Here is a 14,748-nt window from a genome sequence, read left to right as displayed (position 1 = left end):
GCTCCTCGCTCCTTCGAAATGCCTCATACGACCTCGCTGCCCGCCACTTTCGATCCCGCCCTGCTGGCCGGCGCCCACAACGCCATCCACGTCTGCCTCAAGCTGCAGTCGAACGAGCGCATGACGCTCATCACCGACCGCGCCAGCGCCGAGATCGCCGCCGCCCTCGTGGCCGAGATCGAGAAGACCGGCGCCGACTACCAGGTCCTCGTGCTCGAGGAATACGGCGCCCGCCCGCACCGCGACATGCCGAAGCCCGTCCTCGACGACCTCGCGCAATCCCAGGTCTCCATTTACGCCTGCATCACCCAGACCGGCGAGCTCCGCACCCGCATGCAGATGATGGACGTCATCAACCCGCGCCACATCCGCCACGGGCACATGGTGAACATCAACAAGCAGATCATGGTCGAGGGCATGCGCGCCGACTTCCTCGAGGTCGACCGGCTTTCCCAGAAGCTCATCGAGAAATGCCGCCGGGCGAAGCGGGTCACCTGCAAGACCGCGGCGGGCACCAACTACGTTGCCGAGCTCTCACCGAAACTGAACTGGGTCAAGACCTCCGGCCTCATCTCCCCCGCCAAGTGGGGCAACCTCCCCGGCGGCGAGATCTTCACCTCGCCCTTCAACTCCCACGGCCGCTTCGTCGTGGACGGCGTCGTCGGCGACTACCTCTGCCAGAAATACGGCGACATCGGCACCACCCCGCTGACGATCGACATCAAGGACAACCGCATCGCGAAGCTGGCCTGCAAGAACAAGGAGCTGCTCGCGGAGTTCGACGCCTATTGCCACACGGACGAGAACTCGAACCGCGTCGGCGAGTTCGCCATCGGCACCAACCTGGCCTGCACGCACATCATCGGCCACATCTTGCAGGACGAGAAGCTGCCCGGCATCCACATCGCCTTCGGACATCCCTATAGCGAGCACACTGGCCAGACCTGGAAAAGCACGACGCACATCGACTGCGTCGGCCGCTTCTTCGACATCTGGCTCGACGACGAGCAGGTCATGGCGAAGGGGAAGTTTTTGATTTGAAGGTGATGTCGCGAGTGGACGCGTTTTTTTAGCCACAGATTGCACGGATGAATACGGATAAACTGATTCATCCGGAAATCAGTGAAGCCATCATCGGTGCCGCGATGAAGGTGCTGAACACCCTCAAACCAGGTCTGGATGAAAAGGCTTACGAAAATGCCTTGGTGATCGAATTGCGCAGGCGCGGCCACCGGGTCGATCAACAGAAGCGGTTTGAAGTGCGCTATGAAGACGAACTGGTCGATATCCTTGTTCCCGATATGGTCATCGACGACCTTGTGATAGCAGATCCCAAAGTCGTCGAAGCCTTCAATGAAACGCACTTCGCCCAAATGCAGGGTTATCTGACCATCACCCAGCTTCGCCTGGCCCTGCTGCTGAATTTCAAGTTCGCAGATCTGCGCTGGAAACGGATCATCCGCTAGATCCGCTTCCATCCGTTTGATCCGTGGTCAAATAAAACTCCCGATCGCCTTATGATCCCCGCCCTCCGCCAGCGCTACAATGCCGCGTTCACCGAAGCGCGCTACGCGGCGTTCCTGACGGAGCTGAACAAGGCGGTTTACTGGCCGGTGGATTTCCGCGTGGCGGAGTCGCCGCTGTTTTTCGACGAGGCCACGACCCGCGCGCTCGTTCGCGCCTCGGATGATATCATCGGCCAGCTGGCCAAGCCGGCGTTCCGTGTCCACGCGAAGACGGCCATTCCGCAAGGGCTGACGGTGCCGAAGGAAACCGAGTGGCCGCACTTCCTCGCCGTGGATTTCGCGCTGTGCCACGACGCCTCCGGCCAGGTGCTGCCGCAGTTGATCGAGCTGCAGGGCTTTCCCACCGTCGCGTGCTGGCAGGCGCTGCTGACCGGCGCCTATAAAAAACATTTCCCGGAGATCCCAGCGGAATTTACCCCTTACTTTTCTGCGGGTGGAGCCCGGCCTCCGGACGGGCTTTCAGGATCCACGAACCCAAACCAACCTGCCCGGAGGTCAGGTTCCACCTTTGAAGAACAGGAAGAAGCTTATCTCAACGACCTCCGCCACGCGATGACCGGCGACTGCCTGCCGGAGAACACGGTGCTGCTGGAGATCACCCCCGATCAGCAGAAGACCCGCGTGGATTTCGCCTGCACCCACGCCTTCCTCGGCATCAAGCCGCTGTGCGTCACCAAGGTTCTCAAGCGCGGCAGGCAATTGTTCTACGGCTCCGGCGGCCGCGAGGTGCGGATCGAGCGGATTTTCAACCGCGTGATCTTCGACGAGCTGCTGCGTAAGAACCCGCCGATGAAGTTCAGCTTCTTCGACGACCTCGACGTGCAATGGGCCGGCCACCCCAACTGGTATTTCCGCATCAGCAAGCACACGCTGCCCTACCTCAAGAGCCCGTTTGTGCCCGACTGCCGTTTCGTTAGCCAGCTCGGCGGCGATATCCCGGCCGACCTGGAGAACTACGTCCTCAAGCCGCTCTATTCCTTCGCCGGGCTCGGCGTGGACATCGCGCCGACGCGCGAAAAGATCGCTGCCGTGGAAAAACCCGCCGAGTGGCTCCTGCAGCGCAAGGTGACCTACGCCCCCATCATGGAAACCCCCGACGGCCCAGCCAAGGCCGAGGTGCGGCTGATCTATGCCGGTGACGGCACCGGCATGCCGAAGCTCATCAACCAGCTCGTGCGCCTGACGAAGGGCGCGATGCACGGCGTGGATTTCAACCAGGGCCGCACCTGGGTCGGCGCGAGCGCGGGTTTCCACGCGCCACTGTGATCGGATTTTTTGCCACAAAAAGGCACAAAAATAATCTGTCCGGCCGGCGAAAACATCAACGGGCGCCTATAGGCGCTCCGCACACATGACCGGAGGCTTGGGCTCTTTTGTGCCTTTTTGTGGCCAAACTTCCCGGGTCTTGGTGGAGGGTCCGCGTCCCTGCGGGCCGCGATCTGGTTGCCATTCGCGCAACGGCCCGCAGGGACGCGGGCTCTCCATCGCCAGACGCGAAAGAGCCGCGGTGCACCCCTGCACCGCGGCTCATATGCACACACTCTGCCTTGCGACAGAAGTTGGTTGGAGCCTTAGAACCGGAAGTTTGTTCCCACCGTGAACGTGTTGTTCTGGTGGTCGTCCCGGGCGAGACCCGCGGTGACCGCCCACTGGCTGTCGATCCAGTAGTTGGCTTTCGCCCCGAAGTTCCACGTGCCATTGTCGTTGCCTGCGAGGGTCGGCGTGTCGGTATACTGGATGTAGGGCGTCACGGTGCACGCGGGCGCCAGCTGGAACTCCGCCCCGATGGCGGCCCGCCAGAGCACGGAATTGTCCCGGCCCGCGGGCGTGCCGCGCTGCCACGCGTAGCCGGCGCCGGCCTCGACGTAGGGCTTGCCCCAGGTGTAGGCGTTGCTGAAGGCGCGCAGGCCGGCCGTGACACTCTGGGTGTTCAGGCGGCTGCCTGCGAACAGGCCGGTCTGCGTCCAGTCATAGGCGAACAGGGCATCGAGGCCGGTGTTCAACGGCTGGCTGAAGGCGAACTCGAAGTTGTCCGCGTTGACCGGGCTGTGATCGAGGTTGATGTAGCTATAGGTCAGATTGGCGTATTGCTGACCCAGCAGGCCCTGGTGAACCGGCGTGGTGGCTTCCGGCATGGCCTCGGGCAGGCCGCCCGCCCGGGCCGACACCGCGAGGGCGAGGGCCGCCGCGGCGGAGAGGAGAAGATATTTCAGCGTAGTATTCTGTTTCATAGGTTTTGGTTTGTTGGACCACCGCGCACAAAGTTCGCGGCGACGTCTCCACAGAACACGGCGGAGCCGACCGGGTTCCGCGCCGCAAAAACTTCGCGGGCTTAAACATTTTTTTCCGGAACCGGCCCATGGTCGTATTGTCGCCCGCGCGTTTTCCGGCAGGTTTGGTCGTGGGTCAGTTTGATGTAGGCGAGCTTTATGCCCGACATTCCCCGCGACCTGTCGGGGATAAACCCCGACCTACAACAGTGAAGAAACCAAACTGATACACTACCGGGGTTTCCGTTGCTTGCCAAAGGGTGCGTCCTGGGTAGCGTCGTCTTCCCATGAAAGTTCCCCGTCTCCTCCTGCTCCTCCCCGCCATGTTCCTCTTCACCCGGGCCGCCGCCGAACCGCTCAAGGTCGGCGACCCCGCTCCCGCCGTCACCGGCATCACCGATTCGGGCGAAAAGCTCGCCTTGGCCGACGTATACAAAAAGCAGCCCTACACCCTCGTGTATTTCTACCCGAAGGCCGACACCCCGGGCTGCACCAAGCAGGGCTGCTCGCTGCGCGACGGCTACGAGGCGCTGACCAAGAAGGGCGTGGCCGTCATCGGCGTGAGCCATGACGATGTCGCCGCGCAGAAGGCCTTCAAGGAGAAGTATCACCTGCCCTTCACCCTGATCGCCGACACGGACAAGACCGTCATCAACGCCTTCGGTGTGCCGACCAAGAACGTCCCGCTGATGGGCGAGTTTGCCTCGCGCTCGGCTTATCTGATCAAGGACGGCAAGATCGTCTACACCGACTACAAGGGCACGACCGACAAGCAGGCCGAGGCCATCCTCGCCGAGCTGGCCAAGTAAGCCGACTTTCGCGTTGTCCATTGTCCATCTACCGGGCGGGGGCTTTGACCCCGCCTTTTTATTTGTAGGGTCGGCGCTTGTCGCCGGACCGGGTTTGCCGCACGCCGCGGTCCGCCGGCAAGCGGCGACCCTACAATTTAGAGGTCCGCGTCGTCGACGGGCGCCAGCACCTCGGCCCGCGGGTCGCGCCGGGCGCGCTCGATCCATTCGGCGAACAGCCGCATCTGCCCGAGCCATTCCGGCGGCAGCGGCGCCGCCACGAGGTCGATGATGCGCCACGCGCCCGTCCCGTCGATGACGACGTTGCGGTCGTGCGTGTCGGCCACCAGCCAGGGCACGCCGTCGAGGAAGGCCAGTCGCGGGTGGTCGCGGTCGGTCCGCAAAAACCGCGAGGGGATCGGGATCAGCCGCTCCGGATCGAGGTCGGAGACATCGGTCTTCTCGGGCAGCATCCGGCCCAGGGTCTGTTTCGCCACCGGGATGCCCTCCGGGGTGAGGCCGACCAGCTCGGTCGGGATGCCGAATTCGTGGATGAGCCGCAGTTTCTCGAACAGCATGCGGTAGCTGCCCGGCACGGCGGTCGCCTGCAGCAGGTCGCCCTCGCCACGCGCAAAGGCAAACGTCGCGCCGACATCGCCACCCTCGCGGAACAGGAAAAACTTGTAGACCGATTGCTGCCCGTCGACGAAGGCGAGCGCCTCCACGCCGCCGCCGATGCGACGCAGCTGGGTCGTGTTGGCCTCGAACGGGTCGTCCACCTCCGCGCTGAAGCCGAAATCCTCCAGCCTCACCAGTGGAAGCGTCGCCCGGAAGGCGCGGATGGCCTGACCCAGGGCGGCCCATTCGCCGCCGGTCATCTCCAACAGGCCTACTTCGTCTTCTTCGGCGAGGACGAGAGTGCGGTCTTTATCTGTTGCGATAGCGCATTGGGCTGCTTTTTCGCCCAGCTGATCGAGCGCCCGAAGTCGTTGCCGGTGACCGTCCAGAACAGCGGTCCATCCTTCCGGGCTGGGGAGGTGGGGGCCTGCGAGGAAGGTGGCTCGTCCGGTGAAGGGGTCCGTTTGCTGCATGAGTCGGGCACGCGCCCAAGGTCGCGGCGGCCGCGCCCGAACGCAAAAACTATTTGTCCGCAAGGTGTTCACACTCGAAAGCCGAGGCGAGAAAGTAACGGCCCGGAGCTTGCGCCGGGCTGGTTTCAGGGCAAAACCTCTCGCTTGACACCCCCCGCCCCCCCACGCGAATCTGATCCTCTTTTTGCCATAAACCTATGAAGCCTACATTCCGCCCGCATCGCAAGAAACGCGCCCGCAAGATCGGTTTTCGCGCCCGCAAGGCCACCCGCGGTGGCCGCAAGGTCCTCGCCGCCCGCCGCCGCAAGGGTCGCAAGCGTCTGACGGTCGTCTGAGGATGCACCTCCGCGCCGGGCAACGCCTGCGGCGCAACGCCGACTTCGGTTCCGTTCGCGAACGGGGCCGCCGCCTCGATTGCGGGGCCTTTCTCCTCACCTGGGCTCCGCGCCCGGGCGCGGAGCCCACCGCCCTCCCGCGGGTCGGGGTTGTCGCCTCCCGGGCTTCCGTGGGCAACGCCGTCCACCGCAACCGCGCCAAGCGCCGCCTCCGCGCCATCTACCGCAAACACCAGGCCCTCGTGCCGTCCGGCCTCGACCTCGTCCTCACTGCCCGCGCCGCCCTCCTCCGGCTGCCCTTCGCCGAGGTCGAACAAAGATTCACCGCCGCCTGCCTCAAGCTGGCTCCAAAAACCGCCTGATGCCCGTTTCCCGCCCGACCCTCGTCGATCTTCCCGCCCGCGCCGCGAGCGGGCTGGTCTGGGTTTACCAGAAGACGGTCTCGCCCGCGCTGGTCGTGCTGGACCCGACCGGCGGCTGCCGCTTCGCACCGACCTGCTCGCATTATGCCCGCGGGGCGCTGGCCGGGCACGGCTTCATCGTCGGCACCGGCCTCACGCTGCGCCGGCTCGCCAAGTGCGGCCCGTGGCACCCGGGCGGCGAGGATCCGGTCCCACCGCGCACCCGGCCCGTCTGCACCAAAATTTCCGCCGCTTAATTCCCACCTTTCATGGATAAAAAGAACACAGTCATCGGAGCGCTGCTCCTCATCGCCGCCCTGGCGAGCTTCTACTTCAGCGCCCGTTATGCGCCCCAGCAGCCCGTTCAACCCACCTCCACCGCCACCAGCGGCAGCCCGCTGGCGACGAACCAGGCGCCCGCGGCGGGTCCCGCCAGCTCCCCGAGTGACGCCACGCTCAGCGCGCCGACCACCACGGTCGCGGCGCCCGCCGAGTTTGTCACGCTCGCCAACGAGTTCATCGCGGTGAAGTTCACCAACCAGGGCGGCGCCATCGACTCGATCGCCCTGCTCAAGAAGGCCGCGCACCTCGACACCGCGCACAAGGAATCCGCGGAGCGCTATACCCTCAACGCCAAGCAGGCGGCCCCGGCGTTGAGCCTCGCCGACTTCCCCGGTGCCGACCGCAACGTCGCCTACACGCTCGTGTCCCAGACCGCCACCGAGGTCGTCTACCGCGCCGTCGCCCACAACCTCGAGGTCACGCGCCGCTACTCGCTGGCGAAGGCACCCGGCCTCGACGACTACCAGCTCCGCCACGAGACCACCTTCCGCAACCTGTCCAATGCGCCGCTGGCGCTGCCCCGCGCGGTCTTCAACCTCGGCACCGCCGCCCCGCTCAGCGACACCGACACCGGCATCTACCTCAACGTCGGCTACTATAACGGCGACAGCACCGAGTTTGTCCGCCGCGACCAGCTCGCCAGCGCGGGCTTCATGAGTTCCGGCCCGCCGCCGGCTTTCCTCGATCAGCCCGCCGCCATTCAGTGGGCCTCGGTGAAGAACCAGTTCTTCGCCATGATCCTCACGCCCGACCAGCCGGGCGTCGGCGTGCGCGTCGAGCGCGTGAAGGTGGACCCCATGCAGCCGGCCGAGAACCGCGGCGCCTACGGCGTCACCGCCTACGCCCAGTTCGACCTGAAGCCGCTCGCGGCCGGGGCCAGCACCACCTTCGGCGCCAGCTACTTTGCCGGCCCCAAGGAATACAAGCGCCTGGCGAACACCGACGTCTTCAAGCACCACGAGAACGAGGTGATGCAGTTCAACACCTACCCGGGAAAACTGTTCTTCTCGTCCTTCTTCGCCCCGCTGCTGCTGACGATCATGACCTGGGTGCACTCGGTGGTGCCGAGCTGGGGCTTGGCCATCGTCCTCACCACCCTGCTGCTCAAGATCGTCTTCCTGCCGCTGACCCTGGCCGCCTCCCGCTCCGCCAAGCGCATGGCGAAACTCCAGCCGCACATGGCCGCCATGCGCGAGAAATACAAGGACAACCCCCAGAAGATGCAGACGGAGACGCTGCGCCTCTTCAAGGAGAACCAGGTCAACCCGGTGGGCGGCTGCATCCCGATCCTGATCACGATCCCGTTCTTCATGGCGATGTTCACCATGCTGCAGAGCGTGTCCGAGCTGCGCTTCGCCTCTTTCCTCTGGGTGCACGACCTCTCGGCCCCGGACACCATCTACTCCTTCGGCGCCGTCACCCTGCCGATCCTCGGCCTGACCCACCTCAACATCAATATCATGCCGCTCTTCATGGGCGCCACGATGATCTTCCAGATGCGGCTCACGCCCACACCGACCACGGATCCCGCACAGCAGACCATGTTCAAGGTCATGCCGTGGATGTTTATGCTCTTCTGCTACAACTTCGCGTCCGGCCTCGCGCTCTACTCGACCATCAACGGCCTGTTTACCATCGGCCAGCAGATGGTCATCAACCGGATGCCCGAGCCCCAGCTGCCGATCAATGCCGGCGCCACTCCTGGCACCGTCAAGAACGTCACGCCGAAGAAAAAGAAGTGACGGTAATGGCGGTTGCCCTCAACCGCCCTTCTTCTCTTGTAGGGTCGGCGCTCGCGCCGACCTTGCGCCCCAATCGCGGTGCGTTCCCAGGTCGTCGCAAGCGACGATCCTACATCTCAATGCGGGGCGCTCAGGGCTCCATCTTCGCGCCGGCCTTGACCCAGGCCGCGAGCACCGCGCGCTCCTGCTCCGTGATGTTCGTGACGTTGCCCAGCGGCATGATGCGCGTGACAATGACCTGCTGGTAGAGCCGCGGGGCGTTTTGCACGAGGTCCGCCGGCGTGTGCAGCAGCACGCCCGCCTGCGGCTGGGTGTAGCCCGGATAGGTCGGCTGCGGCGAATGGCACATGATGCAGCGCTGGCCCACGATGGCGCGCACACGGTTGAACGTCACCTCCCCCTCGACCGGCGGCAGCGGCACGATGCGCGGCGCCGTCCACCACGCGACCATGCCGAGCAGCACGGCGCCGAGCGCGGGATATTGCCACGCGTGGACGCCCTTGTGCTTGCGGTTGAAGAAATGCCGGATGACCACGCCCGCCGCCGCCATCAGCATCAGCACCGCCCAGTTCTGCGGGTGCGAATAGGTGGAGCTGTAATGGTTGCTGATCATGATGAACAGCACCGGCAGCGTGAAGTAGTTGTTGTGCACGCTGCGCTGCTTGGCGCGCTGGCCGTCCACGGGATTCGGCGACTGCCCCGCGCGCATCGCCGCCACCATCCGCCGCTGGCCGGGGATGATGACCATCGCAACATTGGCCGCCATGATCGTGCCGATGGCGGTGCCGACATGGATGAACATCGCGCGCCCCCCGAACGCGTGCGACAGGGCCCAGGCCAGGACGCCGATGAAGGCGAAAACCACCACGCCGAGCACGCCGTCGCGCTTGCCGAGCGGGGACTTGCACAGCAGGTCGTAGACGATCCACGAACCGATCATGCTGGCGGCGCCGATGCCCACGGCCTGGAGCGGCGTGAGCGCCATGATGTTGCCGTCGATCATCATGGTCCCGGCCTTCAGCCAGTAGACCAGCACCAGCAGCGCCGTGCCCGAAAGCCAGGTCGTGTAGGCCTCCCACTTGAACCAGTGCAGCTTCTCCGGCAGCGCCGCGGGCGCGACGAGATATTTCTGCGGGTTATAGAACCCGCCGCCGTGCACGGCCCAGAGCTCGCCGCCCACGCCCTTCTTCGCCGCGTCGGAACCCGGCGCCGGCGCATCGAGGCTGTTGTCGAGCCAGATGAAATAGAACGACGATCCGATCCACGCCACGCCGGCGATGATGTGCAGCCAGCGCACCAGCATGCTCAGGAATTCCAGATAGTGTGCGTCCATAAGTTTTGCGCGCCATGCAAGCAGCGCGCCCGCCAGAGGCAACGCGGATTACCCGCGCCACCGCCCGCAAACCCACGCCGGAAATTTGTAATATAATACGTTACAAATTACGGTGCCCCCAGCGGGCGAGCCTGGTCGCCTGCATGAGGCAGACGCAGTCCTCGCCGTCCTCCGTGTGCAGCCAGTGCAGGTCGAGTTCGGGAAAGGCCCGGTCCATCGCCGCGCGCAGGCCGCCGACCTCGAGCACGACCACGCCGTGGGGCTGCAGGCGCTCGCGGGCCTGACGCAGGAGCTTGCGGATGATGTCGAGTCCGTCCTTGCCGCCATCGAGCGCCATGGCCGGCTCCTGCTTGAACTCGGCGGACAGACCGCGCAGCTCGCGGGTCGGCACATAGGGCGGGTTGCTGAGGATCAGGTCGTATTTCACGGCCGGCACGGCGTCGAACACGTCCGAGTGGAACAGCTTCACCCGCGGTGCGAGGTGGTGCCTGGCGACGTTGAACTTCGCCACGGCCAGCGCGTCGGGCGAGAGCTCGATCGCATCGACCCTCGCCTCCGCAAACCGGTGCGCGAGCAGGATGGCCAGGCAGCCCGAGCCGGTGCAGACATCCACGGCGCGCTTCACCGGCTTGCCCGGCGGGAGCCACTGCGGGATCTGCTCCGGCAGCAGTTCGAGGAAATACGAGCGCGGGATGATGACGCGCTCGTCGACATAGAACCGGTGTTCGCCCAGGAACGCCTCGCGCGTCAGGTAGGCCGCGGGCACGTGGTCCTCGGTGCGGCGCCGGAAGATCTCCTTCACGCGCACCTCCTCCTCGGGCGTCAGCTTGCGCCGCAAGACGGCCGGCTTGCTGTCGAGCGGCAGGTTGAGGGTGTGGAGCAGCAGGTAGAGCGCCTCGTCGTGCGCATTCGTGGCGACCTGCCCGAAGGCGACGCGGTGCTTCGCATAAAGTTTCTCCCCCCAGCGCAGCCAATCGCCGAGTGTGGCCCGCTTGCCGGGCCGAAGCCTTGGCGAAGGCCGGTCACCCGGCGTCGCGATGGCCGCGCGGCTCATAGGGCCACCAGCTGCATCACAATGGAGAACGGAATCGTCGCCAATTCCACCAGCAGGCTGATCATGTTCGCCACGGGCCGGATGTTGATCAGGATCAGCATCACCAGGCCGCTCCAGCGGGCGATATGGACGAAGGTCTCCTCCGACATGAACCCCAGGTGGCGGAGCAGGACCCCGCCGGGCAGTGGTGGCAGCGGCAGGCAGTCGAAGACCATCAGCGAGCAATTGATGATGATGATGACCCCGAAAATCTCGACCGGACCCTGATTGTGCAGCCGCAGGCAAATCCCGGCGATCACCGCGGCGACAAGGGAAAGGAGAATGCTGAAGGCGGTGCCGGCGAATTGCGTCAGCAGCACGCCTGTGCGCGGGTTACGGAAGTTGTGCGGGTTGATGGGCACCGGAGCGGCCCAGCCGAGGAAGAACCGCAGGCTCGCCCGGTCGAGCGCCGGCTGCAGGTAGAAGATGCAGATCAACGGCAGCACGATGGTGCCCAGCAGGTCCACATGCGGCATGGGGTTGAGCGTCAGCCGGCCCTCCAAGGCGGGCGTGCGGTCCCCCAGGCGGTGGGCCGTCCAGGCCTGGGCAAAGGCGCGAAGGCACAGGCTCGCCGCCAAAATGATGAAGTAAATCAGCCCATTACGCAGGACGAGGGGATCCATGGTCGGTCATTTCTCGCCCGCTTTGGCGAGCTGGTCGAGCAAAGTCTGCTTTTGCTTCGCGAGCTTGATCTCCGTCACGGTGTCGACCAAGGCGCGCGCCTCGGCGGGCTTGCCCTGCTTGAGCAGCACGTTGGCCTGTTGCAGCCGGAGCGTCTGGTGTTCGAGCGGCGTCTCGACGCCGGCATCGAGCTTCCGCCACAAGGCGAGCGCCTCGTCCCACTTCGGGGTCTCGAGGTCATAGTAGGCCTCGGCGCTCCGGTAGGCGTAACCGAAGTTGGCCGGTGCCAGCTCCGCGGCGCGGAGGAAGGCCTCCAGCATCGCCTTGTCGAGCGCCGGCCGCGTGAACTGCCCGGTCTGGATGAACTCGTCGCGCCCCTCGGTGAGCAGCTTGCCGAGGTGGTAGTGGTAGAGCGGTTCCTTGGGCTCGAGATCGATCGCCGCCATGATCCACGGGAGCGCCTCGACCAGCTTGCCGTCCTCGGCGAGGTGCCGGCCGATCTCGTTTTTCACGAGCGGGAGGTTGGGCTCGAGCTTGTTCGCCTTCAGCAGAATGCCGACCGCCTCGCGCGTCATGCCGACCTGGCCAAGGAGCATGCCGTAGGTGACGTAGGCCGGGGTGAATTCCGGGTTTTTCTGGATGAGCACGTCGTAACTGTTGATGATGGCCTGCAACTCGCCGCGCAGCCGGGCGACATCAACCTGGTCGCCCTCCTTGTCGGCCTTGGCCAGGATGTCGCGCTGGCGCGCGACGATCTCCTTCAGGGTTTTCTCCGCCATGGTCTCGGTCCGCGGCGGCGCCTCGGTCGCCCTCCCCGCGGTTGCGGCGATCAAACCGGCCAGCACGCCCGTGATTTTCCAAAAATTTCGCATCCGCCTACGACACGGACTCCGCCCGATCGTTCAAGGCTTTACGCCATATCTTATGCTGCGCTTCAGCAGCATTCATAACCCTGCCATCCCCTGTTGTAACCTGATTGCAACGTGCGCGATGGCACCAGCCGTGCTACTCTCTGTCCAGTCGTAAGACTATTGCTTTCAAAGGACCCTCCCCAACGAGTTCTTTGACTTTCGGTTGGATTCCCGGCGCGAGGCCGCGGGAGCTCAACCGGGACAGTGTGTAGGATTTCTCTGTCGGGTTGCCGGGATGCGCCGCTTTTGCGCGCCCGGCTTGCCCCAAAGCAGACTTTCGCCGCCGCCGGGCCTTTTAACCCGGCGATGGTGAAACGGGACGCCGATCTGCGGTCATTCCGGCCGGTGGTCGCGTCCTGTCCTGAACAGAAAAAAACCTCCGCCTTACCGCGGAGATATGAAAATGAACACAAAGTCCAAACTAGCCCTCAGCCTCGGTCTGCTCGTGGCGCCCCTCGCCCTGCTGGCGAAAACGCCCGAGAAGGCCTATGTCGAGTCCTACCGTGGCCGCACGGATATCCCGGTGCCCATCTCGGTCGTCACGCCCGAGGTGGAATCCCGGTTTGCCGGGCAGCAGGTAACGCTCGAGTTCGTCGTGGATGCGACGGGCAAGCCGATGCTCATCAGCTCGGCCTCGCCCAAAGCCGACGCCGAACTGGTCGCCGCCGTCACGGCCGCCGTCGCGCAGTGGAAATTCTCCCCTGCGCTGGTGGACGGTCTGCCGGTGGCCAGGAAAGTCGTGTTGCCGGTGAACATTGTCGACAGCCTCGACAATGCCGCCGTCGTCGCGATGAAGGAATAAACAAAGAAAACAACCAAGGCCGTCCCCCCGCGTCAGCGGGGGGCGGCCTTGTCATTTTCCTTTCGGTCCTCCGGCGCTTGCGTAGCGTCCCGCCATGGCGATGCGAGCAAGCGATCTCTGGACCTGGCGCGGCACGCTGGTGCGCGGGGATTATGCCAAGTGGGGGCTGATGCTCTTTGCGATCAAATACAACCTCGATCGCTTTATCGCCGCGGCCTGCTTCGGACGCCCGTGGTTTCCCTGGACTTATCTTTCGAGCATCCCCGGCCCCGCTCCGCGGCCGCCGGCTGCCGACCTGGAGTTGGATCTGATTCTGCTGCTGTTGAGCCTGCCGTTCATTTTCTGGGGCCTCGCAATGACCCTGCGCCGGCTGCGCGATGCCGGTTGGGCGAAGACTCTCCTCGTCCTGTTCTTCGTGCCATTCGTGAACCTGATGTTCTTCGCCTTTCTCTGCCTTCAACCCACCCGCGAGCCGCCGGCGATCAACGCCGCCCCGCCCCGCTGGTGGCGGAGGATTTTCCCGGCGGAAAACCCCTTTGCCGCCGCCGCGCTCGGCATTGCCGCCAGCGTGCTGCTCGGCCTGAGCCTGTCCTATTTCAGCGCCACTTATGTGAAAAACTACGGCTGGGGCCTCTTTGTCGGCACGCCGTTCATGATGGGGTTCTTCGGCGCCCTTTTCCACAGTATCGCCCGGCCGCGGACCTGGATGGAGTGTTCCTTGGTGGCCATTGTCTCGATCCTTCTCGTCAGCGCCTTGCTGGTCGCGCTGGCGGTAGAAGGCCTGTTCTGCTTGCTGATGGCCGCGCCGATCGGGCTGGTGTTGGCCGTGCTCGGCGCCACCGCCGGCTGGATCGTGCAGCTGGAACGTTGGTCGCACCAGCTCGACGAGGTGCGCCTCTACGCCGCAGCATGGCTGCTGGCGCCGGCCCTGCTGACCGTGGAAAGCCGGCTGCCGGCCGCGACCCCGCTGTTCGCGGCCACCACAGTCTGCGAGATCGCCGCGCCGCCCGAAGCGGTGTGGCGGCACGTCGTCGCCTTCGGCGAGCTGCCGCCACCCCGTGAGAAAATCTTCCTCGCCGGCATCGCCTACCCGGTGCGGGCCCGGCTGGACGGCCACGGGGTCGGCGCTGTCCGTTACTGTGAGTTTTCCACCGGCCCGTTTGTCGAACCGATCACGGTGTGGGACGAGAACCGCCGGCTGGCGTTCGACGTGAAGGCCCAGCCACACCCAATGCGTGAGTGGTCGCCCTACACGGAGATCCATCCTGCGCACCTCGAAGGGTTTTTTCGCTCCCGCCGAGGCGAATTCCGGCTCACCGCACTGCCCGGCGGGCGCACGCGATTGGAAGGCACGACCTGGTATGAGCAAAGCATCTGGCCGCAGGCCTACTGGAAGCCCTGGTCCGACTACCTTGTCCATGCCATCCACCGCCGCGTCTTGGAGCACATCAAGGCCGAGACGGAGCGTGCGACGCCATAACCGGGGCGGTCTG

16 protein-coding genes are annotated in these 14,748 nt (G+C 64.9%); 10 read left to right on the top strand and 6 right to left on the bottom strand.

The features are described from left to right. Positions 1-18: 18 nt before the first annotated feature. The 3 genes from BLU29_RS07580 to BLU29_RS07570 are packed head-to-tail and all read left to right on the top strand — an operon-like array spanning position 19 to position 2,792. Entirely contained in the window at positions 19-1,041 is a 1,023-nt protein-coding gene (locus BLU29_RS07580; protein WP_091056400.1) for an aminopeptidase, read from the top strand. Positions 1,042-1,088: 47 nt separating this feature from the next. Further along, on the top strand, positions 1,089-1,466 hold the full coding sequence (locus tag BLU29_RS07575; RefSeq protein ID WP_091056398.1) for a GxxExxY protein: 378 nt from the start codon (positions 1,089-1,091) through the stop codon (positions 1,464-1,466). 51 nt (positions 1,467-1,517) lie between these two features. Next, positions 1,518-2,792 carry a hypothetical protein gene (locus tag BLU29_RS07570; RefSeq protein ID WP_091056397.1) on the top strand — a complete coding sequence of 425 codons (1,275 nt, stop codon included), beginning with the start codon at positions 1,518-1,520 and terminating at the stop codon, positions 2,790-2,792. 305 nt (positions 2,793-3,097) lie between these two features. Here BLU29_RS07570 and BLU29_RS07565 read toward each other — a convergent pair whose 3' ends face one another. Further along, complete coding sequence (locus tag BLU29_RS07565; RefSeq protein WP_091056395.1) at positions 3,098-3,757, bottom strand: hypothetical protein; 660 nt, start codon at positions 3,755-3,757, stop codon at positions 3,098-3,100. A 326-nt stretch (positions 3,758-4,083) separates the two neighbouring features. Between BLU29_RS07565 and BLU29_RS07560 the strand changes: the two genes are divergently transcribed. After that, positions 4,084-4,605, top strand: coding sequence for a peroxiredoxin (locus tag BLU29_RS07560; RefSeq protein ID WP_091056394.1), 522 nt, complete (start codon positions 4,084-4,086; stop codon positions 4,603-4,605). A 137-nt stretch (positions 4,606-4,742) separates the two neighbouring features. On the opposite strand, the gene BLU29_RS07555 is transcribed toward BLU29_RS07560, so the two are convergent. Then, positions 4,743-5,462: a hypothetical protein gene (locus BLU29_RS07555; RefSeq protein ID WP_231962330.1), complete on the bottom strand. Its 720-nt coding sequence runs from the start codon at positions 5,460-5,462 to the stop codon at positions 4,743-4,745. Between the two features lie 410 nt (positions 5,463-5,872). Here BLU29_RS07555 and rpmH point away from each other — a divergent pair, with 410 nt between their 5' ends. From rpmH to yidC, 4 genes are read left to right on the top strand one after another with little or no spacing between them, the layout of a single operon-like run. Further along, complete coding sequence (gene rpmH / locus BLU29_RS07550) at positions 5,873-6,010, top strand: 50S ribosomal protein L34 (RefSeq protein WP_091056391.1); 138 nt, start codon at positions 5,873-5,875, stop codon at positions 6,008-6,010. 2 nt (positions 6,011-6,012) lie between these two features. Then, positions 6,013-6,372: a ribonuclease P protein component gene (gene rnpA / locus BLU29_RS07545; RefSeq protein WP_091056389.1), complete on the top strand. Its 360-nt coding sequence runs from the start codon at positions 6,013-6,015 to the stop codon at positions 6,370-6,372. Beyond that, a complete protein-coding gene (yidD, locus tag BLU29_RS07540; protein WP_091056387.1) occupies positions 6,372-6,668 on the top strand; it encodes a membrane protein insertion efficiency factor YidD in 297 nt (98 codons plus the stop codon). Before rnpA ends, yidD begins: the two co-directional genes overlap by 1 nt. Before the next feature lie 12 nt (positions 6,669-6,680). Then, a complete protein-coding gene (gene yidC, locus BLU29_RS07535; RefSeq protein WP_091056386.1) occupies positions 6,681-8,495 on the top strand; it encodes a membrane protein insertase YidC in 1,815 nt (604 codons plus the stop codon). Positions 8,496-8,625: 130 nt separating this feature from the next. Here yidC and BLU29_RS07530 read toward each other — a convergent pair whose 3' ends face one another. The 4 genes from BLU29_RS07530 to BLU29_RS07515 all read right to left on the bottom strand — a co-directional run bounded on the left by BLU29_RS07530 (position 8,626) and on the right by BLU29_RS07515 (position 12,414). After that, positions 8,626-9,828, bottom strand: coding sequence for a urate hydroxylase PuuD (locus BLU29_RS07530; protein ID WP_091056384.1), 1,203 nt, complete (start codon positions 9,826-9,828; stop codon positions 8,626-8,628). Between the two features lie 100 nt (positions 9,829-9,928). Next, entirely contained in the window at positions 9,929-10,882 is a 954-nt protein-coding gene (gene prmB / locus BLU29_RS07525) for a 50S ribosomal protein L3 N(5)-glutamine methyltransferase (protein ID WP_091056382.1), read from the bottom strand. Further along, positions 10,879-11,544, bottom strand: coding sequence for a site-2 protease family protein (locus BLU29_RS07520; RefSeq protein WP_091056380.1), 666 nt, complete (start codon positions 11,542-11,544; stop codon positions 10,879-10,881). The genes prmB and BLU29_RS07520 overlap by 4 nt, the downstream gene beginning before the upstream one ends. A 6-nt stretch (positions 11,545-11,550) precedes the next feature. After that, a complete protein-coding gene (locus BLU29_RS07515) occupies positions 11,551-12,414 on the bottom strand; it encodes a hypothetical protein (RefSeq protein WP_091056379.1) in 864 nt (287 codons plus the stop codon). Positions 12,415-12,856: 442 nt separating this feature from the next. Here BLU29_RS07515 and BLU29_RS07510 point away from each other — a divergent pair, with 442 nt between their 5' ends. Next, the gene (locus tag BLU29_RS07510; protein WP_157693700.1) at positions 12,857-13,255 is read left to right on the top strand and encodes a TonB family protein; all 399 of its coding nucleotides are present in this window, start codon (positions 12,857-12,859) and stop codon (positions 13,253-13,255) included. Positions 13,256-13,349: 94 nt separating this feature from the next. Next, positions 13,350-14,735, top strand: coding sequence for an SRPBCC family protein (locus tag BLU29_RS07505; protein ID WP_091056376.1), 1,386 nt, complete (start codon positions 13,350-13,352; stop codon positions 14,733-14,735). The last annotated feature ends 13 nt before the right edge of the window (positions 14,736-14,748 follow it).

The sequence above is a fragment of the Opitutus sp. GAS368 genome, assembly GCF_900104925.1.
Classification (GTDB): domain Bacteria; phylum Verrucomicrobiota; class Verrucomicrobiia; order Opitutales; family Opitutaceae; genus Lacunisphaera.
Note: the sequence above shows the minus strand (reverse complement) of the source record. Positions and strands in the feature narration are given on the sequence as shown.

Coding starts and splice junctions, on each gene's coding strand:
- BLU29_RS07520 (WP_091056380.1), bottom strand. CDS start 11,544: ATGGATCCCCTCGTCCTGCGTAATGGGCTGATTTACTTCATCATTTTG.
- BLU29_RS07565 (WP_091056395.1), bottom strand. CDS start 3,757: ATGAAACAGAATACTACGCTGAAATATCTTCTCCTCTCCGCCGCGGCG.
- prmB (WP_091056382.1), bottom strand. CDS start 10,882: ATGAGCCGCGCGGCCATCGCGACGCCGGGTGACCGGCCTTCGCCAAGG.
- rpmH (WP_091056391.1), top strand. CDS start 5,873: ATGAAGCCTACATTCCGCCCGCATCGCAAGAAACGCGCCCGCAAGATC.
- BLU29_RS07505 (WP_091056376.1), top strand. CDS start 13,350: ATGGCGATGCGAGCAAGCGATCTCTGGACCTGGCGCGGCACGCTGGTG.
- BLU29_RS07570 (WP_091056397.1), top strand. CDS start 1,518: ATGATCCCCGCCCTCCGCCAGCGCTACAATGCCGCGTTCACCGAAGCG.
- rnpA (WP_091056389.1), top strand. CDS start 6,013: ATGCACCTCCGCGCCGGGCAACGCCTGCGGCGCAACGCCGACTTCGGT.
- BLU29_RS07530 (WP_091056384.1), bottom strand. CDS start 9,828: ATGGACGCACACTATCTGGAATTCCTGAGCATGCTGGTGCGCTGGCTG.
- BLU29_RS07510 (WP_157693700.1), top strand. CDS start 12,857: ATGAACACAAAGTCCAAACTAGCCCTCAGCCTCGGTCTGCTCGTGGCG.
- BLU29_RS07580 (WP_091056400.1), top strand. CDS start 19: ATGCCTCATACGACCTCGCTGCCCGCCACTTTCGATCCCGCCCTGCTG.
- BLU29_RS07515 (WP_091056379.1), bottom strand. CDS start 12,414: ATGCGAAATTTTTGGAAAATCACGGGCGTGCTGGCCGGTTTGATCGCC.
- BLU29_RS07575 (WP_091056398.1), top strand. CDS start 1,089: ATGAATACGGATAAACTGATTCATCCGGAAATCAGTGAAGCCATCATC.
- BLU29_RS07560 (WP_091056394.1), top strand. CDS start 4,084: ATGAAAGTTCCCCGTCTCCTCCTGCTCCTCCCCGCCATGTTCCTCTTC.
- yidD (WP_091056387.1), top strand. CDS start 6,372: ATGCCCGTTTCCCGCCCGACCCTCGTCGATCTTCCCGCCCGCGCCGCG.
- BLU29_RS07555 (WP_231962330.1), bottom strand. CDS start 5,462: ATGACCGGCGGCGAATGGGCCGCCCTGGGTCAGGCCATCCGCGCCTTC.
- yidC (WP_091056386.1), top strand. CDS start 6,681: ATGGATAAAAAGAACACAGTCATCGGAGCGCTGCTCCTCATCGCCGCC.